Origin of the sequence: Verrucomicrobium spinosum DSM 4136 = JCM 18804 (assembly GCF_000172155.1) — a bacterium.
In the GTDB taxonomy this organism is placed as follows: Bacteria; Verrucomicrobiota; Verrucomicrobiia; order Verrucomicrobiales; family Verrucomicrobiaceae; genus Verrucomicrobium; species Verrucomicrobium spinosum.
This window is the reverse complement of record NZ_ABIZ01000001.1, coordinates 7,320,531-7,338,648: the sequence shown is the minus strand read 5'-3', so window position 1 is coordinate 7,338,648 and position 18,118 is coordinate 7,320,531. Positions and strand designations below refer to the sequence as shown.

17 protein-coding genes are annotated in these 18,118 nt (G+C 63.3%); all 17 read left to right on the top strand.

All coding sequences use genetic code 11. The annotated features are described in order from the left end of the window. Positions 1-2: 2 nt before the first annotated feature. The 17 genes from VSP_RS29745 (at position 3) to VSP_RS29665 (ending at position 18,106) form a co-directional block, all read left to right on the top strand. Positions 3-521, top strand: coding sequence for a hypothetical protein (locus VSP_RS29745; protein ID WP_009965327.1), 519 nt, complete (start codon positions 3-5; stop codon positions 519-521). 2 nt (positions 522-523) lie between these two features. After that, entirely contained in the window at positions 524-1,873 is a 1,350-nt protein-coding gene (locus VSP_RS38020; protein ID WP_053332403.1) for a terminase large subunit domain-containing protein, read from the top strand. A gap of 183 nt (positions 1,874-2,056) precedes the next feature. Then, the gene (locus VSP_RS29735) at positions 2,057-4,120 is read left to right on the top strand and encodes a phage portal protein family protein (RefSeq protein WP_009965325.1); all 2,064 of its coding nucleotides are present in this window, start codon (positions 2,057-2,059) and stop codon (positions 4,118-4,120) included. 14 nt (positions 4,121-4,134) lie between these two features. Further along, on the top strand, positions 4,135-5,427 hold the full coding sequence (locus VSP_RS29730; protein WP_157211133.1) for a phage protease: 1,293 nt from the start codon (positions 4,135-4,137) through the stop codon (positions 5,425-5,427). Positions 5,428-5,497: 70 nt separating this feature from the next. Beyond that, positions 5,498-6,022: a DUF2190 family protein gene (locus tag VSP_RS29725; RefSeq protein WP_029190872.1), complete on the top strand. Its 525-nt coding sequence runs from the start codon at positions 5,498-5,500 to the stop codon at positions 6,020-6,022. Between the two features lie 82 nt (positions 6,023-6,104). Further along, the gene (locus tag VSP_RS29720) at positions 6,105-7,115 is read left to right on the top strand and encodes a hypothetical protein (RefSeq protein ID WP_009965322.1); all 1,011 of its coding nucleotides are present in this window, start codon (positions 6,105-6,107) and stop codon (positions 7,113-7,115) included. 106 nt (positions 7,116-7,221) lie between these two features. Then, positions 7,222-7,698 (top strand): C40 family peptidase, encoded by a 477-nt coding sequence (locus tag VSP_RS29715; protein WP_009965321.1) that lies wholly within the window; start codon positions 7,222-7,224, stop codon positions 7,696-7,698. A gap of 4 nt (positions 7,699-7,702) precedes the next feature. Then, positions 7,703-8,167 (top strand): phage protein Gp36 family protein, encoded by a 465-nt coding sequence (locus VSP_RS29710; RefSeq protein ID WP_009965319.1) that lies wholly within the window; start codon positions 7,703-7,705, stop codon positions 8,165-8,167. A 4-nt stretch (positions 8,168-8,171) separates the two neighbouring features. After that, positions 8,172-9,116, top strand: coding sequence for a hypothetical protein (locus VSP_RS29705; RefSeq protein ID WP_009965317.1), 945 nt, complete (start codon positions 8,172-8,174; stop codon positions 9,114-9,116). Then, positions 9,109-9,732 carry a hypothetical protein gene (locus VSP_RS29700; RefSeq protein WP_009965316.1) on the top strand — a complete coding sequence of 208 codons (624 nt, stop codon included), beginning with the start codon at positions 9,109-9,111 and terminating at the stop codon, positions 9,730-9,732. Before VSP_RS29705 ends, VSP_RS29700 begins: the two co-directional genes overlap by 8 nt. Positions 9,733-9,741: 9 nt before the next feature. After that, positions 9,742-10,482, top strand: coding sequence for a chitobiase/beta-hexosaminidase C-terminal domain-containing protein (locus tag VSP_RS29695; protein WP_009965315.1), 741 nt, complete (start codon positions 9,742-9,744; stop codon positions 10,480-10,482). Positions 10,483-10,521: 39 nt separating this feature from the next. Next, the gene (locus VSP_RS29690) at positions 10,522-11,457 is read left to right on the top strand and encodes a hypothetical protein (protein ID WP_081452804.1); all 936 of its coding nucleotides are present in this window, start codon (positions 10,522-10,524) and stop codon (positions 11,455-11,457) included. 47 nt (positions 11,458-11,504) lie between these two features. Further along, on the top strand, positions 11,505-12,233 hold the full coding sequence (locus tag VSP_RS29685) for a hypothetical protein (RefSeq protein ID WP_009965313.1): 729 nt from the start codon (positions 11,505-11,507) through the stop codon (positions 12,231-12,233). Positions 12,234-12,284: 51 nt separating this feature from the next. Continuing rightward, on the top strand, positions 12,285-12,788 hold the full coding sequence (locus VSP_RS29680; RefSeq protein ID WP_009965312.1) for a hypothetical protein: 504 nt from the start codon (positions 12,285-12,287) through the stop codon (positions 12,786-12,788). A gap of 71 nt (positions 12,789-12,859) precedes the next feature. Continuing rightward, complete coding sequence (locus VSP_RS43710; RefSeq protein WP_009965311.1) at positions 12,860-14,392, top strand: glycine-rich domain-containing protein; 1,533 nt, start codon at positions 12,860-12,862, stop codon at positions 14,390-14,392. Positions 14,393-14,443: 51 nt separating this feature from the next. After that, positions 14,444-16,399 carry a hypothetical protein gene (locus VSP_RS29670; RefSeq protein WP_009965310.1) on the top strand — a complete coding sequence of 652 codons (1,956 nt, stop codon included), beginning with the start codon at positions 14,444-14,446 and terminating at the stop codon, positions 16,397-16,399. Between the two features lie 15 nt (positions 16,400-16,414). Then, complete coding sequence (locus VSP_RS29665; RefSeq protein WP_009965308.1) at positions 16,415-18,106, top strand: hypothetical protein; 1,692 nt, start codon at positions 16,415-16,417, stop codon at positions 18,104-18,106. Positions 18,107-18,118: the final 12 nt, after the last annotated feature.

Below are 18,118 nucleotides of genomic sequence, written 5' to 3'. Positions count from 1 at the left end.
TCATGTCTGCATCACGGAAACCACGCGGAGACGCAAAACTCAAGACGCTGCCAGAGGAGCTCCAGGAGGAGATCTGGGAGCGCCTTGGCAAGGGCACCCATGCGGCGGTGCGCAAGTGGCTTCAGCAGGAGATGGATATTGCCACCTCGCTGGGGGCCTTGTCGGAGTTTTACTCCTGGTATGGGTTGCGGCGGGATCTCCAGGAGGCCGACTCCGAGGTGACCTCCCTGATGCAGCTCATCAAGGAGGGCGAGTACAGCCTCGATACGCAGCAGCTCGAATCCCTGGGCAACACGCTGTTCCTTCTCAAGGCTCGGAGCAGCGGGGATTGGAAACAACACAAGGCGGCCGTGGAGCTGCTCCTGAAGTCCCGCAAGGTGGCGGTGGAGGAGCGCAAGGTGGCGATCCTGGAGCAGAAGGCGGCCCAGGCCGACAAGGCCAAGGAGCTGCTCGGCGACAAGGCGCTCACTCCCGAGGAGCGGGATCGGAAGATGAAGGCGGTGTTTGGAATCTCGTCATGAGCATGTCTCCCATAGATCTCTTGCTGCCCTACCAGCGGAAGTGGGTGGATGATGAATCGCGGTTCAAGTATGGGCTGTGGTCCCGTCAGACGGGCAAGGACTTCAGCTCTGCGGCTGAGATCGTGCGTGACTGCAAGCTGCGGGACAAGACGACCTGGATGATCGCTGCCCCGTCTGAGCGGCAGTCCCTGGAGACGCTGGCAAAGTGCGGTGAGTGGTCTGAGGCGTTCGACCTGGCCAGTGAAGGCATCCGTGAAGAGCGTGACGGCCCCGAGGCCTTGCTCAAGCAGGGCGAGATCAAGTTTGCCAACGGCTCCCGTGTGATCGCGGTGCCGGGCCGGCCGGACACGGTGCGTGGATTCAGCGCCAATGTGCTGATGACGGAGTTTGCGTTCTTCGAAGATCCCGACGCGACCTGGCGTGCGATCCTGCCTTCCATCACCAACCCGCTGCGTGGCGGCGAGAAGAAGGTGCGCCTCATCACCACGCCCAATGGCCAGGGCAACAAGGCGCACGACCTGTGGACCAAGGAGAACTCCACCAAGCACAAGTGGAGCAAGCACAAGGTCACCATCCATGACGCTGTCGCAGCGGGCCTGCCTGTGGACCCCGAGGAGCTGCGGGCCATGCTGGATGATCCAGAGGGCTGGGCCCAGGAGTACGAGTGCGAGTTCCTTGACTCTGCCGGGGTGCTTCTCCCGTATGAGCTGATTGCCACCTGTGAAGCAGCCGAGGCCACCACCACGCAGGCTGATGCGTTTTGGAATGCCCGTCAGCAGTTCCCGCTGTATGCGGGTTGGGACTTCGCCCGCAAGAAGGATCTCTCCGTCCTGTGGACGGCCCAGAAGGTCGGCCCGATCAAGGTGACCAAGGAAGTCCTGATCATGCGTGGTATGAGCACGCCTGCCCAGGTGGAGCTGGTGAGCCACCGGCTCAAGCACATCACCCGCCTGTGCCTGGACTACACCGGAGCGGGTGTGGGCGCTGGCGATCTCCTGGTGGAGAAGTTTGGCGAATGGAACTTCGACAAACACCAGTTTGGCAAGGTGGAGCTGTGCACCTTCACCGACAGCCTGAAGCGCGACATCTTCCCCAGTCTGAAGGTGGCCCTGGAGCAGCGTGAGTTCCTTGTACCTGCCACCCGCGAGATCCGCGAGGACCTGCACTCCATGTACCGGGTGGTGACAGCGGCGGGCAATGTGACCTACCGCGCTCCGCACTCGCCCAACGGTCACGCGGACCGCTGCACGGGCCTGGCACTCTGCAATCGCGCTGCGGGCATTGGCGGGGCTGCTGGTGGCCTGCGCTCGGTGAAGTCTGAACGCCCCCGGGGCAGGAGGTTGGTAGCATGATTGTTTCATCGCACATTTCCAGCCACAGAAACGGCCGCTGCTGCGTCGGGGCGAATCCCCGCCCGAAGACCGGGCGCTTTGTCCTGCGCCAAAATGCAAGGTCCTTGCAAGCGAATGCAAGGCCGTATGAACGGTCAGCCCATCGACCAGGGCAACTCGTGATCCGAAAGGGGGCCAATAGCCATGTCTGACCGCCGTTCCAATCTCTCTGCCTTGATCAAAGGCATCACCACCGATGTCGCGCAGATCTGGCGGCAGATGCGGTGGAACCCGCTGCGCAACTGCACCCCGCAGCGTCTCGCCCAGTGGCTGGATGAGTATGACATCGGCTGGGTGCGCAATGCGGCTCTCGCGTGGGAGTTCATCGAGAAGCGGGATGACATGGCGTCCACCGTCATTCCGAAGCGGAAGAAAGCGGTCAGCCACCGCCCCTGGGCAGTGGTGAAGCTGGACCAGTCTCCAGCTGCCGATGCCCAGTTCGCGGCGGTGGAGGCGTTCTTCAACCACCTCACCGTCACGGACGCTCTGGATCTGAATGTGCGCGGCGATTTCTCGCTGCTGATCCGGCAGATGATGGATGCCCAGTTCAAAGGGTATGCCGCTCATGAGATCATCTGGAAGCCAGGAAAGCAGCTGCGGGCAGAGCTGAAGTTTGTGCAGCTCTACCTGTTCGAGAACACGACGGGGAAGCTGCGCTACACGGGTCCCGCTGGGGGCATCTGTGGTGTAGATCTCGACGACGACTGGATGGTTACCGTGGGCGATTGCCTCATGCAGGCCATCAGCGTTTGCTGGATGTTCAAGAAGCTTTCCCTGTCCGACTGGCTGAACTTCTCCGAACGATTTGGGATCCCGGGAATCCACGGCATGACGTCAGCCCAGATGGGCACGCCTGAGTGGGACAACTTCATCGAGGCGCTTTCCAAGTTTGCCAACGACTGGATCATGGCCTCGGCCAAGGGGGATGAGATCAAGCTCATTGAGGCAGGCAAGACGGGGGAAGCTCCGTTCCAGCCGATGGTGGACCGCATGGATGCGGCCATTGCCCGGTTGGTGCGTGGTGGGGACCTCTCCACCATCAGCAAGAAGGACGGCGTCGGGGCCAGCCTCCAGGGAGATGAGACCGACATCCTGGAGCAGGACGACTGCAAACTCATCAGCTCCCATCTCCAGGTGCACTTGGTGCGCAAGGTCATTGCGATGACCTTTGGGTCGCAAGTCGAGCCGCTGGTCTATATCGAAATCCAGCCCACTCCGAACCAGGACATCAAGTTGGAGATGGAGGTGGACAACCACTTCGAGAAGCTCGGGATCCCGCAGTCAAAGGCCGCCATTGCTGAGCGCTATGGCCGTCCGCTTCCGGAGGCCGGGGAAGACCTGGTCGGCGAGGCTGGCAAGGCCCAGGCGGCGACCCGGGCGGCTGAGAGTGCGACAGCGTCATCTCCGGCAACCAGTCTGGCCAATGAGGCCACGGCAGAAGACGAGGCACTGCGTGAGGCCGTGGTCGCAGATCTGGCCCCCATCTATGAGGCCATCGCCAAAGTCTTGGATGAAGAGGATGAGGATGAAGACGATGACGAGGTGTCCTTTGGGAGGCTCCGTGAACTGAACGGCAACTGGGCCGAGATCACCGATGCTGTGCTGGCAGGTGAGGCTGTCGAAGCTGCGATGACCCGCATCCTGGGTGAGGCATTTGTTGGGGGCTTGAACCTTGAGCGGATCGCGCGGGATTCTCTGGCTGCTGCCAACGCCAACCCGTACCACGATTCGTCCACCGGGCGCTTCATGCGTGGACCGACCAAGACGGGCCAGCCACATCAAAAGACGCCCGCGTCCCTCCGCACTTCCATCTCCGAGGTGCTGCAATCGGCCATGGATGAGCCGGACAGCCGGGACTACGTGGAGTACTCGCAGATCGATGACATCGAGGCTGCCAAGCTAAAGGCTTTGCCTGGTGCCCCGGCTGATCTGCCCATTGAAGCTGGTTGGAAGCGGGTGGTCACGGCGGGCGAGGCGCGCCACATCATCGGCAAGCACTGGAAAGATCCACGCCCCGTTCGTCCCAGTGACTTCGACAAGCTGCCAGAACTTCTGGCCAAACCCAAGGCCCAGAAGTGGATCACCCGCCACGGGGTCAAGCCTCCCATCCTGGAGACCACCATCGACGACAAAGGAGAGCTCTACGTCGTCGAGGAGCTGCGCACTGGCCGCAAGACCCTGTCCCTCCTTTCCATGTTTCGCAAATAACCATGCCGCTCCCCATGAACAAAGAAACCAGTCTGCCTGCGCGAACTCTGCGAACACCTCTTGCGAGAGTGAGCGGGATCATCACGGCAGCCCCAAAGGGCTCCGACGCAAGCCAGACTGGCTCCCTCATTATGCGCCTCCTGAAAGGGGCTTGCAAGCCTTTTGCACCCATCCGGGTGGCCGTGGCCAATGCGGCTGTGGCCAACTCCGTGTTGGCGGGTCCTTTCGAGGTGCTGCAAGCCGAGTCCATGTTCGTGCCCTATGGCAAGTATCCGCACCGGCTGGGGATGCAGATCTTTGACCGGGCAGAGGCTGAAGCCATGGCCAGGGCATGGAACTCGGTCATTGGCCGCGCCCGCCGCTGGTTTGAGGATTGCCCGGTCTACATCGGCCATCCCGACGTGCCGGGCCTTGAGGCGGAGTACCCCGACAAGTCCGCTTATGGCTGGATCCAGAACATCACCGCCGAAAATGACGGAGCGCGGTTCCAGGTGAAGTGGGGGCCTGAAGGGGCCGCCCTGGTGGCGAATGCCAAGTACCGCTTCTACTCGCCCCACTGGAACTGCGAGCAGCGCAATGATGGCCTGCACCCCGCCAGCGTTATTTCCTTTGGTTTGACCAACCGCAGCAACATCCCTGTGCCACCGCTGGCCAACTCCGCGCCCACCAACCCCGACCCACCCACTGAAGATCCCATGAAACCGAGCCCACAGCTCCTCGCCCTACTGGGCCTGACCGAGACCGCTGATGAAGCGGCCGTGATCCAGGCAATCACCTCCATGAAGGAAAAATGCACCAGCATGGAGAACGAAGTAAAGAACCTGAAGTCTGCCCAGACTGGTGCGGAGCAGGCCAAGATGGATGCGGAGGCTGCCAAGACACAGGCGGAAAACGCTGTGAAGACTGCCAATGCAGCAGCAGCTGCTGCCCGGTCCTCCCGCGTGGAGATGGCCATGGACAGCCTGGTGGCCACTGGTCGAGTGGTGATCGCTGACCGGCCTGCGGAAACAACTCGCCTGCTGGCCCTGGCCAACGAAGCAGACGTCACCACAGAACTGGGCAAGCTCCATGCCCGCACCCCGCTGGTGAAGACGACCTCCTCCATCGGCAACCCTGCGGGCCACCAGGCGGCGGCCAAGTCCCCACAGTTGCAGGCGCAGGATGCGCAGCGCGTGGCCTTGGAGAATGCCGTGGCCACTGAGCGGCAGCGTCTCGACGGCCTCTTCGGCCAACGCCCTGAAAACTACGACCTGGCCTGGACCAATCTCCAGGCCACCAAGCCCGAGCTCTTCACCAAGGTCGCCTGATTGGACGACCTGGCTTTTTCCAGAGCGGTCAGCTCCGGACCAACCCACCCACACCCCAAGTACCCCACCCATGAAAACACATCGTCCCTCCCGATTCGTGGCTGTGTTGACCGCCCTGGTCTCCGGCCTCGCCCCCATCTTTGGCCGCCCTCGCCGGGTGGCTGTTGCCAACACCTACGAAGAAGCCGTCAAGCAGCATGATCGTGCCATCACGAAGCTTGCTGATGCCGCCTTCGCCACCGCCTGGCTGAACTTGAAGAAAGGCAGCTCTGACAATCATGTGGCTCTGGCTGGAGCTGCGGATTGCCCACTGGGCGTGCTGGATCCCGAAGCCCCGGCTGGCAAGACGGCCGTGGCCATCGGTGACCGTGTGACCATCAACCTGCTGGGCCGTGGCCCTACCAAAAAGTTCGTCGCGAGCGAAGCCATCGCCATCGGGGAGGAACTCTTCACGGCGGCCAACGGCAAGGTGCAGAACCGGCCAGCAGGTGCTGGCACCTACTGGTACCTCGGCGTGGCAATCAGCGCTGCCGGTGCAGACGGAGACCTCATTGAGGGCAATGACTGCGTGCCACAGAAGCTGGTCATCGCCTAACCCACCCACCCTTACGGGTTCACGATCTTAACAACCTCGCGTGTGGGGCACACACGCACTTTCATCCCCATATCTTTTTTCTATGAAGACCATCGCTTTGGACAATTCTGCGTTCTTTCCGGCCTACAACGGCCATGCTGACGGTGCCCAGGCGGGCAGAATCATGGCTGCCAACGCGGCGGCCTTTGGCACCGACTCCCTCAACCAGGACCTCACCACCTACGCCACTGGCGTGAGTGACGGTGAGAACCTGGAGGAGCTGCTCAACTCCCTTTGCTCTCCGGTGAACGTCGGAGGGGAGACCTTCAACTATCTGGTCCACAATGAACGCAATGGGTTCATGGACGACTACGGTGACGGCGGCGACCTGATCGCTGAAGGTGGGGATCCTGCCAAGGTGCAAAGCAAGGGCACCCGCACGGACGGCTCTGTGGACAACAAGGCCCTCTGTGTGGTTCTGCTCAACAGCCGTGGTGGTGACAATCCCACCGTGCAGCGTGACTGGGTAAAGCACCTTAAGAACCGGCTCTTCCGGACGGAGATGATGCGTGCCCTGGCCATCATCGACGGGGCGGCCACCAACGATGCCAAGGAGTGGGGGCCGCTGGATCCCGATGCTGACCCAGACGCCGATATCGCTGAGGATATCGACCTTGGTGGCGATGCACGTGGCATCGACGCCAACACGGTCATCTATGGGGGAGGTGCGTGGCTCAAGCGGTTCCGGTCTTTCCGTACGGGCGACAACGCGGGCCGGTTCACCAGCTCCATGATGACTCCTGATCAGCTGAAGGACCTCTTCGGTGTCGAGAAGGTGGTGAAGGCCAGCGCCCGCCGCCAGTCGGCCAAGAACGCCAAAGCCAAGGTGCTCAACGATGTGGTGTACTCGTTCTACAACAGCCGGAGTGCCACCACGGATGACCCGTCCAACCTGAAGCGCTTCGTCAACACTGCGGCTGGTGGTGGGCTCCAGGTCTTTATCGAGCAGAAGCCCATGCGCACCGTCATCACCGTCTGGCACCAGAGCCGGATTGTGCTGACCAGCGACCTTGGCATCCGCAAAGCGACCGTATCCTTCAGTCCGGCCGCCTAAGCCTGTTCCGCCCGATCATCGGGCTTGCTGACACCGACAAGGGGCGTGGCTGCTCCGCGCCCCTTGTCTTCTCTTCAACTGTTGATTCCTGAACTGCATCCTGACCATGTCACTCAAGATCTCTTCACCAGGTGTGATCCTGCTCTTCAAAGGGCGGGGCATTGTGAGTGGCCTGATCCGGCTGCAGACCCGTAGCGTGTACAGCCACGCGGCCCTGCTTTACCCCGACACCCACACCCTCATTGAGAGCTGGCAGGGCGCGGGGGTGCGTAAGAAAACCATCACCGACTGGGAAGGCGTGGATGCCTTCATCGTGCCTGGCATGACCGAGGCCCAGTGGCGTGACGCCTTCCGGTTTGCCGAGGCGCAGATCGGCATGGGGTATGACTACCGGTCCGTGGCCCGCTTTGTCTCGCGGGTCTCCGCCCGGGAGAATGAGCGCTGGTTCTGCTCCGAGCTCGTCTTCGCCGCCCTGCACCATGCCGGGGTGGATTTGCTGGCCCGCATCCCAGCCGCAGAGGTGGCTCCAGGGCATCTGGCCTGGTCAACGCTCATGCAGCCCGTGCAGCTCTCCACCATCTGATATCATGGCCTGGATCACTCTCACTGATGAAGACTTGAAACGCCGCCTGGCCGCGGCGGAGTACACGGCGCTGCTCAATGCGGCCAAGCAGGCCAGCCAGGATCCCGCAGATCTGGTGGCCGAGGCCCTCGCGGAGATCACCGGCAAAGTGCGTGGCTACGTGGCAGCCTGCCAGAAGAATACCCTGGGCGATGGCCAGACCATCCCCTCCGAACTGAAGGCCAGCGCCCTGGCCCTGGTGCGTGACTACCTCTTTACCCGCCTCCCTGGGATGCGGTCCCTCAACGATGACCTACGCCAGAAGGAAACAGAACGTGCGGTGGATGAACTCCGCGATGTGGCGGCCAGCAAGCTGGCCATTGTCGCGCCCCAGACGCCGGACGCCGAGCAGGCGGGCGGCCCTGCCATCCAGTTGGTGAAGAGCCGGCCCACCATCGCCAGCCGCAAAGACACCCACGGTCTCCTCTAAACAAATGGCCCTCTCCATCAAAGCCCAACCCATCAGCCAGGCACTGGCCCGCGCCGCAGAGCGTGGCCTGATGCCGACTGCCCTGGGGACGGCCCAGATCCGGGACCAGGTGGCCCAGCAGATCGTGCGCAATGCGGTGTTCTCCGCCCGGACGACCAATGCCTTCTACGTGCAGTTTCTGAAGGCGGCGGTGGAAAGGCTCCTGCAAGGGGGTCGAGGTAATGACTGGCCGCAGATCCGGCTGGAGCTGCGGATGCTCCTACAACGACTGGGCTACACCCCGGAGAAAGGATTCCCTGGCGATGCCGCCCGGGGCGTGCCTCCTGCCGAGCCTGGCAGCCTGCGTGACCTCTCCTCTGACCTGCGCCTCAATCTGATCCTCAAGACGCAGGAGGAGCTCATGCGTGGAGCAGCTCTCCGCGCCCGTGGTCTGGATGGTTCGAGGGTTGACCAGTTCCCAGCGTGGGAACTGGTGCGACTGATCCCCAGGCAGGTGCCCCGTGGGTCCCGTGACAGTCGCACGAAAGGCTGGCCCCAGCGGTGGGTCGAGGCCGGTGGCGAGCTCCGCAAGGGTCGCATGATCGCGCTCAAGACGGACCCGGTCTGGGATGCCCTGGGTGATAGCTCCACCTTCAGTGACGCCTTGGATGTCTCGCACCCGCCCTTCGCCTTCAACAGCGGCATGGGCTGGCGTGAGATCCACTGGCGAGAGGCTCGTGAGCTGCTCGATACGCCCGCACCCAGCCAGGTGGCCCGCCAGCCTGAGCAGGCACAGAAGGTGCCAGCCACCAAGCCAGAGGCAGCGATCCCGAAGAGCAAGTTCAGTGTGCGGGGTCTGGATGATGACCGTCGCGCCCGGCTGGCAGCGGCTCTGCGCAAGAGTGAGGCAAGGCATGGGGTGATCACCTCTGCGACCGTCTTTTCCATGGGAGGGCCAGTCGATGCTTGAAATCACCATCAAGATCGATGACACGGTCACGCAGGCCCTGAAGTTCCTCCTGGGGGATCTGACGGATTTGAAGCCGCTGAACAAGAGGATCGCGGATGCTGCTGAGGTGGTGACTCGTGAGCACATCCTCTTTCGTGCTGCCCCCACCCGCCATACGACTGCCGACCGGCTGGGAGCACAGCCCACGGGGTACCTTACACGCAGGGGCAACGCGATAGAGAGTGCGAGCAATGCGGAGGGGGCCACGGTCACCCTGGGCGGTGCGCCTGAGATCTTCGCCCGGGTGGAAGGGCCTGTGACCATCAAGCCTGTTAACTCCCAGTACCTGACCATTCCCGCCAGTGCCCAGGCCTACGGCCGTCGCGCCCGCGAGATGCAGGGGCTGAAGCCGATCCGCCTGGGACGCCACCTGGCCCTGGTGGAGGAGAGCGACAGCGGACGCCCCATCAAAGGCGACAAGTCTGGCCGCAAGATCGTGGTGCACTACTGGCTCAAGGAATCGGTCACGCTGCCCCAGGACCGGGGCCTGCTGCCGAGCGAAGAGCAATACACGGTGGCCGCTGAGGGGGCGGCGGCTGACATGCTGCGAGAGGACCTCGCTCAACTGCAATCTTGAATCTTGATCATGAGCACCACCTGGAACGACGATGTGATCCGCCTCCTGCAAGAGGACGTGTACGGCCGCCTGGCCAATGATGCGTTCTTCCGCGACATCCCTGTGCTGCTGGCCCGCAAGGGGCTGGTGGACAGTGACGTCGAACTGGCCCTGAGCGGGCTCAATGAGAAGGATGGCAAGGCAGGCTCCTGCGTGATCGTGCTGATGCCCGAGGTGGATGCGCCAGAGGGACAATCCCCCGGCCCGGTCATTGAGGTGGTGCAGTCCTTCCAGGTCATTGTGCGACCGCTCATCGCTGATGACACCGCCAGCGGGGGCGTGGGGAAGAACGCCGAACAGATCGGCGTGAATGTGCTCAACCTGCTGCACCGTTACGTGGCGCGGAGAGTGGGCAACGTCCTCATGGCCGACAATAAGCCGATGCGGCCACTGCAAGCCCCAGTCCAAGGGGAGGTGCACTACCTGGTGGTGCTGCGACTGCTCACGGGGCTGGACCGCGTGAGAAAGGTGCTGGAGCCGCAGATCACTCCGGGCGACACCATCACTCTCACTTGTGGCACTGGTGGAGCTGAGATCTACTGGACGGCGGACGGCAGCTACCCCGGCCCGGCCAACGCCACGGCCACGCTCTATACCGGCCCGATCACGCTGCCCCCTGAGACGGTGTTTCCCGTCGATTTCCAGACTGTGGCCTACCTGGAAGGGATGATCCCCTCCGACTGCAACTGGGCCCCCATCGCTGACGAATAAGCCCACCCCAACCACCCACCTCCCACCTACTAAAAAGTTATGTCTAGAACCGATATCTTGCGCGGCCCCGCGATCATCCAGTACCAGGCCCAGACCTTCTACTCCCAGGGCGACATCACGGTCACGCTGGGCCAGGAGACCTTCGCTGTGAACGTGGCCAACTTCGGCAAGGTCGACGACCGTGTTGACCAGGTCATGCACCAGATCAGCTTCACCCCTGCGGGCCAGTGGGCGGCCCTGGGCGTGCTCTTCCCCTATGCATCGGCGCTCATTGGGTCCAGCGTCTTTGGCGCAGACAAGACGATCACCATCTGGACCATCGACGGCAAGAAGCGCGTGTACAAAGCAGGCGCGGTGACCAAGATGCCGAACATCATGCTGGCGGCCACGAAGACGCTGTTTGGCGATGTGCAGTTCACCTGCCTGCATGCGGAGGCCAGCGCCTGGGCTGACGCCAACTCGCTGTTCACGGACTCGGCCGAGGCCTACCCGGGCGATGCCGCCTTCAACGCGGCCCAGATCATCACCCAGCCCTATACCTGTGCATGGGGTGGAGATGCACCGTGGGATGCCTTCCAGACGAAGGAAGGCATTGCCGTGGAGTTCAACCTCCAGCTCAACCCGGAGACCAATGACCACAAGGGGCTGTTCGACTACACCTTCCAGTCCCTGGACGTCTCGGCCAAGCTGATCCCAGAAGGTGTCACCCCCGCACAGGTGCTGGCCCTGCTGAAGCACCAGGGCGCTGGTGCCGTGCGTGGCCGGAGTACCGCGACCACCAACAAGCTCAAGATCGCAGGCACGGGTGTGTTCGTCTCCCTCAGTGGAACAGCTCCGATCCTGGGCAACGAGGCCTATGGTCCGAGTGTGCGCCGGGTGGGGCAGATGGAGTTCCGGGCCACCCGCACCTTCACTGGCGGTGTGGTGGATCCGCTCTTTGTGGTGGGGACGGAAGACCCCGATGAAGAGGCCTGACAGGCCCTGACGCAACGCCTCTTGCAAGGCCCCTGCAATGACCTCCCATGGCATCCCTCTCCGACTACAGCGCCCGCAGCTCCTCCAAGTTCCAGGCCGCCAGTGCACGTCGCACGGCGACCTGGAAACAGAAGGATGCGGGGCGTGCCTTCGCCCGGGCGAGCCAGCGGCAGAGCGGGTTGTATCTTGAGGCCTCGCGGAGGCAGAGCGCTGAGATGGCGCGGCGGTCACCGGGGGGGCTCTTCCGCCAGGCGTCGCAGCGCCAGAGTGATGCCTTCATCGCGGCATCCCAGCGGGCCTCTGCGGAGATGGTGCGACGGTCCCCTGGCAACCGCTTCCAGGAAGCGAGCCAGGCCCAGAGCAACCGCTTCCTGGAGGCCTCCCGCAGGCAGTCGGCCGAGCTGCTCCGCCGCTCGCCAGGCCGGGGGTTTGTAGAGGCCTCGAGGGAGCAGTCTGCGGAGTTTGTGAAGCGTTCGCCAGGCGCGGCATTCCAGCAGGCATCCCAGGCCCAGAGCAGCCGCTTCGTGGCCCGGTCCCAGGCGCAGGGGGAGCGGATGGATCGGCAAGCTCCCGGGGCTGAGTTCGTCCGCAGATCCCAACAGCAAAGTGCGGCCGCAGACCGGGGCAAGGCCCTGCCGGTCGGCCGCTCACGACGCCCCCGCAATCTCCACACGATGCCCATGGCCCAGATGCGGGCCAGCCAGGCGCGGACCCGCCAGACGACCAGTGCCGCACAGCATCAGATGCAGCAGGTCCGCATCAATGCCCCACGGTAATTTCCTCGTTAGCAACCCACCCCTTCATCACCACCCACACCACCTCACTCTATGCGCGTTTACATTGGCTCATTCTACCTCGCTGGCGATCCCGTCCTGGGAGAGCACCGGAGCTCCTCCTGTGGGGAGTTCAACATGACTCCCCGCAGAATCCAGCAGCAGGTGGAAGGCTGGAACTGGGAGGTGCCCCAGTTCGCGGACCGGGGCAACCTGGCCCAGCAGGTGGAGTTCGACACCATCCGCCGTTTCGACAGCTTCGCCGAGGTCCATGAGTTCATGCGGTCGATCTCGACGGCCCATGCCTGGGAGGGCACCGTGACCTTTCGCGAAGACGGTCCCATGCCTGGCACCTGGACGGAGTTCGACATTGCCAACTGCATCATCACCCCGCCGGTGATGTACCCGATGGGAGTGAGCCTGCGACTGCACTACAGCATCCTGGGCGGGGCCATCTCTCCCAACCGCACCGGCGTCTGGGGAGCCCGCATCACTGAGGGCGACGAGGAGCGCGAGACCGAGGACGGCGGCATCCGCGTGCAGGAGGACGAAGCCTGACCTGGCCCGAGCAGCTCCACCCACAGCAAGTTTCCACCCATAACCACAAGCCAACCCAACCTGAGAAACCCATGATGAAACACCTCCTCAAACCCACCCTGCTGGCCGCCAGCCTGGCTCTGGCGTTTTCGTTCGTCGCCCCTGATGCCCATGCCCAAACCCCCAAGAAGATCAGGGACCTGACGGCCGCCAGCTCGCTGGCAGGCACTGATATCTTCGAGGTCACGGTTGACCCAGACGGCACCCCCGCAAGCCGCAAGGCGACGATCACGCAGATCGGTGAATGGCTGGACAGCGTGACGATGACGCTCACTGGCAAGACCATCGATGGCGGCAGCAACACGCTGTCCAACATCGGTCAATCATCCATCACCAACCTGGTGAGTGACCTGGCGGCCAAGCAGGACCTGGACTCTGATCTCACTGCCATTGCAGCGCTGACCACGACCAGCTTTGGCCGAGGGCTGCTGACCCAGGCAGATGCGGCCGCACTGAGGACGGCGGCGGGACTGGGCAACGTGGAAAATACCGCGCTGAGCACCTGGGCGGGCACAGACAACATCACCACGCTGGGCACGATCTCCACCGGGGTGTGGCAGGGCTCGGTGATCGATGGGACCAAGCTGGAGGTGCAGCAATCCATTGTGCAGGATGCCGATGGCTTGCGCCTAAGTGGAGACTCGGCGAGCCCGGGTAACAATAAGGTCTATGGGACAGATGGCTCCGGGGTGAAGGGGTACCATAGCGCCCCTGCTCAACAGGTGGATGTGCAAGTATTTACTGCGGACGGCACCTGGACCAAGCCTGCCAATGCTTCCAGGGCACATATCTTTGTGGTTGGTGGTGGCGGTGGCGGTGGCAGTGGAAGACGCGGCGTCGCTGGAGTGACGATTGGCGGGGGCGGTGGGGGCGCAGGCGGGGGGGTTGTGTCTCTGCCCATTGACGCATCCATTCTCTCTGACACGGTGGCGGTCGTCGTGGGTACAGGCGGTACAGGCGGCCCGGAACCTGGAGCCAACACCACCAATGGCAATCCCGGAAGTGCTGGCACACAATCCTCATTTGGCGCAATTGTGGCAGTTGGTGGGAATGGTGGTAGCGGAGGAACCGGAAGCGGCGGCAGCGGCGGTTCTGTCACCGGATCAGCATCAATTGTCACCCCAGGTGGGACTGCGACAGCGACCATCGCAGGCACGGCTGGCGGGACAGGTGTAGCAGGCACTGCCGCAGCGGCAGGTTCCACGACTAACACATGCGTGCCCAGCGGCGGTGGTGGTGGCGGCGGGATCAGTTCTGGTGGTGTCGCATTCTCGGGCGCTACTGGTGTCCCATCTACATCCTATGCTCTCACTGGTGGCGTCACAGGGGGCGCGGGGGGCGCCACTGGCGCGTCAGGCACCAATGGTGGACTACATGCTTTTGGCGTCGGCTCTGGTGGTGGTGGCGGCGCATCATCTACGACCGCAGCGGCTGGAGCTGGCGGGAACGGCCAGCGCGGTTCCGGCGGTGGTGGCGGTGGCGCTGGCCTCAATGACCTCCTCTCAGGCGCTGGAGGCAACGGGGGCAACGGCATCGTCGTCATCACCACTTATCTGGCTCCGTAGCGTTGTTAATTCCTCATTCCTCATTCCCAATTCCGAATTGCTCCACACCCCGTGCCCTACGTCATCAAGCTCACCACTCAAGCCGACACTGCCGCCCTGAAACAGGTGACGCAGGGCCTGGAGGAATCTGCCAAGGCCGCTGAGGCGGCGGCAGATGGGATGGAGAAGGTGGGTGACAAGGCCACGGAGGCGGAGGGCGCGATCCAGCGGGCGGCCAAGGCGACCAAGGACTGGAACCAGCTGGCCAAAGAAATGGGAGCAGTGGCCGGGTCGCCCCTGGCCAGGGCTGCGGGGGATGATGAGGATGACCTCGACAGCTTCCTGGAGGGGATGAACGGGGGCGAGGGTGACGTCTCTGCCGCGGAGCGGAATGCTGAGCTGAAGGTCAACCGGGAGACGGCCAGGCAGGATGCCATGCAGCGGGCCGCAGAGGCCATCGCAGCGGCCAAGGAAAAGACGGAAGAAGCCCTGGCCGAGCGGCGGCAACGCCGGATGGCGGAGGAGCAGCAGGCGGCAGATGAGGCCATGAAGTCCGGGGCCATGCGCATGGCCGCATGGGGCACGGCCGTCTTCGCCGCCGGTGCGGTGGCGAGGTCCGCCTTCCGGGGGTTTCTGGATCAGAACCCAGAGGTGGAGAAGAGCATCAGCCGCCTCGCGGCCGTGGCCCAGACGGAGCTGGGGCAGAAGTTCACCACGGCGGTGGAGTGGGCCTTCGGTGCGAACGCCGTGAGCAAACTGGAGAGCTTCTCCAAAATGATGACGGGCGCCGCTGATGTGGTGGAGGCCATGGGCACGGCCTCGGCCACCGTCCGCGAGACCACCTTTGCTGAAGTGCTGCAACAGGAGTCCGACGCGATCGACAGGTGGAAGGGCAAGATGGATGAGCGCACCGACTACCTGAAGCGGGAGCTGGAGCACGCCAAAGAGATGAGGAAGCTCATGCTCCAGCAAGACCTGTCCGACCTGGAAAAGGCAGACCTGCCAGAGAGTGAGAAGACGGCAAAACGCCGCCAGCTCCAGCGTGATGCGGGCTGGGATGAGCTGCAAATCAACGATGCGGCAAGGAACCGTGATGAGGAGAAAGTCACGGCCAAAGCGACCCAGGCCGGGGAGAGCCAGGCAGAAGCGGAATACCGGCTGCAGCAGGCCCAGGCGCTGGTCCGGCAACTGGAACTCAAGCGCATCGTGGAGGGTGGCATTACTGCGGACAGAGCGACTCTCTTCGCCCCGCCGAGCATCACAGACGCGGCGCAGCCTGGGGGCGTGGCGGCTGCGAAACAGGAAGTGAAGAAGCAGATTGCGCAGGGCCAGGAGAGGCTCAAACAGGTGAATGACAAAGCCAAGGGCCTCTTCGCCGATCCGAATCTCCCCGATGAGGTAAAGGATGAGCTGAGGAGCATCGACGCACAGGTAAGCGATGGAAAACTGCCCCTGAAGGATGCGATGGAGGAATACCGCAAGGTCCTGGAACAGCTGCACCAGGCGGCCAAGAAGGCCAAGGAAGATGCGCAAAAAGTGGGCGACGAATGGCAGAAGACCGTGGACCGCAATGTGCAGGACCGGGCCAACGAGGGAGAGCAGTGGCAGGAGAGGTCGGGCATGGAAGATGACAAGGCGGCGCAGCAGGCTGAGCAGCAGAAGGGTAAAGAGGACTTGGCCGATGCACAGACAAAGGTGCAGGAGTCAACAGGCGACCTGGAGAAGCAGACAGACGTCATCAAGAAGGCGCTCGATCAGCAGATCGCCATGTCAAAGGGCCGAAACGAAGAGACGGCAGCGAAGCTGCAAGAGCTGCGAGACTCCCTCAATGACGGTGTCGATCCCGGCGAGTTGAAAGCCATCGCTAACGCACAACAGAATCTGATTCACTCCGTCAATCAAGCCGTGAGGGACCTAGCGAGCGCAGTGGTCTCCGCCGCACAGATCGCTCAAGGCTCCATGCAAACAGCAGAGGCGGCCAAGCGTCAGGTGGAGCAGATCCGAGCCGCCAACGACGCCCAACGGTAAACACACCTCAGCACCATGGCAATCGAATGGCTCATCAATGACGAGACCCCAGAACACTGGGGGGTGACGCTGGGCACCCTGACCCGCAACAACCAGGCGGTGGACGTGCTGTCCCTGCCCATCAATCGGGCGGCCGATGCGGTGGTCCCTTTCGACTACGACCAGGTCATCACGCTGAAACGCGATGGCGAGCCGTACTTCCGCGGGCGGGTGATGAGCCGCGTGGTGCGGGGGGAGGCGGCGGGGGACACGATGGCAATCGAAGTGGGCGGCCCCTGGTGGGAGCTGAGCCGGATGCCGTATGTGAAGCTGACGCTGGAGGCGGAGAAGACCTACCGATACCGATACTCTGTGGTGGACGGGGCAGATCTGACCAGCCTGGAGATGCTGCAAATCGTACTGACCTATGCAGTGGGCAAGGGCCTGGGCTTCCAGCTCCAGGCGGAGCCGTATGTGCTCCCAGAGTTCACCCCGCCGCGCCTGACCAAGCAGGACCGCCGATGTGACGAGCTGATCCGCAGCGCCCTGACGGCGCACCCGGATGCGGCCGTGTGGTTCGACTACTCGACCGAGCCGCCAACCTTCAAACTCACCACGCGTGGGGACGAGGGAACAACTGTCACCTTCACCAAGGGCACACCGCCACTCCGTGCCGTGAACTTGCAACCCCGCCCGGATCTGGTGCCCAGCGGCGTGGTGGTGCGCTATGAGCGCAGTGGCACGGCCGTGAGCACGGACGGGATGCGGCCTGCTGCGCTGGTGGATGCCTACCCGCCCGGATCTGAGCCAGACGTGCTGGATGCAATCGCCATGACGATCACCCTGAAGAAGGGTGAGCACGCCGTGCCAGGCTATGCGCGGAGGCTCTATGATGCCTTCGCAGTGATGCCCTGGGAGGGCGGCGTGCAGCTCTGGGCGGCTGATGGCGTGACGGGCCTGCACCCGGGCCAGAGCCTCAACATCACCAGCGACCAGGCGAGCTGGGCCAGCATGGGGGCGATGGTGCAGACGGTGCAGGAGTCCCTGGACAATGGCTTCGTCAACCTGGCCCTGGGCCTGCCCCAGTACTGCGGCTACAAGCCCACGATGTGGACCATCACCCGCCGCCAGCATGAGGACCAGCGGGTGGACACGGTGGACAGCGGGGAGGTGCAGGAGTATGCGCCAGAGGAGATCACCGATGCAGTGCCGCCCACCGCCCTGACGCTGTATGCAGCGGCCGTGGATCCTGAGGCTGGCACCTGTGAGATCCGCGTGACGCCCGGGTGGGTCTCGGCCTCTCACCTGGGAACCACAGAGGACGAGGTGCCCCCTACGCTGGACACCACGGACCTCGACTTTGTCCCGCCGCCCTACATTGCCCTGGGCAAAGGCGGGACGGTGACGGTGTGGCTGGAGCTGGAGATCACGCCCACGATGACAGAGTTCACCTTCACGGATGCCGAGGGGGCGGAGGTGGTGGAGTTCAGGCCCACCACGCCCATCACGTTCGACCAATGCCGCATTCGCAACGTCATGCCAGACGAGCAGATGTGGGACCTCGACTATGAGACGGGCGAGGTGAACCTGACACTCAAGCTGGCGCTGGCCATCGGCAGTGCGACCTGGTCGGTCGAAGATGATGCCCCCACGGTGAACCCTGAGAACGATGGCAACGTGGTGATGCTCCTCATCCCGCCAGGTGGCCTGATCCGCGTGCGAGCCTGATCCCTGACGCCC

Excerpts from the sequence above, each read along its gene's own strand:
- VSP_RS29705 (WP_009965317.1), top strand. The coding sequence starts at position 8,172 with ATGGCCCTCTCCATCAAAGCCCAACCCATCAGCCAGGCACTGGCCCGC.
- VSP_RS29730 (WP_157211133.1), top strand. The coding sequence starts at position 4,135 with ATGAACAAAGAAACCAGTCTGCCTGCGCGAACTCTGCGAACACCTCTT.
- VSP_RS29685 (WP_009965313.1), top strand. The coding sequence starts at position 11,505 with ATGGCATCCCTCTCCGACTACAGCGCCCGCAGCTCCTCCAAGTTCCAG.
- VSP_RS43710 (WP_009965311.1), top strand. The coding sequence starts at position 12,860 with ATGATGAAACACCTCCTCAAACCCACCCTGCTGGCCGCCAGCCTGGCT.
- VSP_RS29695 (WP_009965315.1), top strand. The coding sequence starts at position 9,742 with ATGAGCACCACCTGGAACGACGATGTGATCCGCCTCCTGCAAGAGGAC.
- VSP_RS29665 (WP_009965308.1), top strand. The coding sequence starts at position 16,415 with ATGGCAATCGAATGGCTCATCAATGACGAGACCCCAGAACACTGGGGG.
- VSP_RS29700 (WP_009965316.1), top strand. The coding sequence starts at position 9,109 with ATGCTTGAAATCACCATCAAGATCGATGACACGGTCACGCAGGCCCTG.
- VSP_RS29745 (WP_009965327.1), top strand. The coding sequence starts at position 3 with ATGTCTGCATCACGGAAACCACGCGGAGACGCAAAACTCAAGACGCTG.
- VSP_RS29720 (WP_009965322.1), top strand. The coding sequence starts at position 6,105 with ATGAAGACCATCGCTTTGGACAATTCTGCGTTCTTTCCGGCCTACAAC.
- VSP_RS29735 (WP_009965325.1), top strand. The coding sequence starts at position 2,057 with ATGTCTGACCGCCGTTCCAATCTCTCTGCCTTGATCAAAGGCATCACC.
- VSP_RS29690 (WP_081452804.1), top strand. The coding sequence starts at position 10,522 with ATGTCTAGAACCGATATCTTGCGCGGCCCCGCGATCATCCAGTACCAG.
- VSP_RS29725 (WP_029190872.1), top strand. The coding sequence starts at position 5,498 with ATGAAAACACATCGTCCCTCCCGATTCGTGGCTGTGTTGACCGCCCTG.
- VSP_RS38020 (WP_053332403.1), top strand. The coding sequence starts at position 524 with ATGTCTCCCATAGATCTCTTGCTGCCCTACCAGCGGAAGTGGGTGGAT.
- VSP_RS29710 (WP_009965319.1), top strand. The coding sequence starts at position 7,703 with ATGGCCTGGATCACTCTCACTGATGAAGACTTGAAACGCCGCCTGGCC.
- VSP_RS29680 (WP_009965312.1), top strand. The coding sequence starts at position 12,285 with ATGCGCGTTTACATTGGCTCATTCTACCTCGCTGGCGATCCCGTCCTG.
- VSP_RS29715 (WP_009965321.1), top strand. The coding sequence starts at position 7,222 with ATGTCACTCAAGATCTCTTCACCAGGTGTGATCCTGCTCTTCAAAGGG.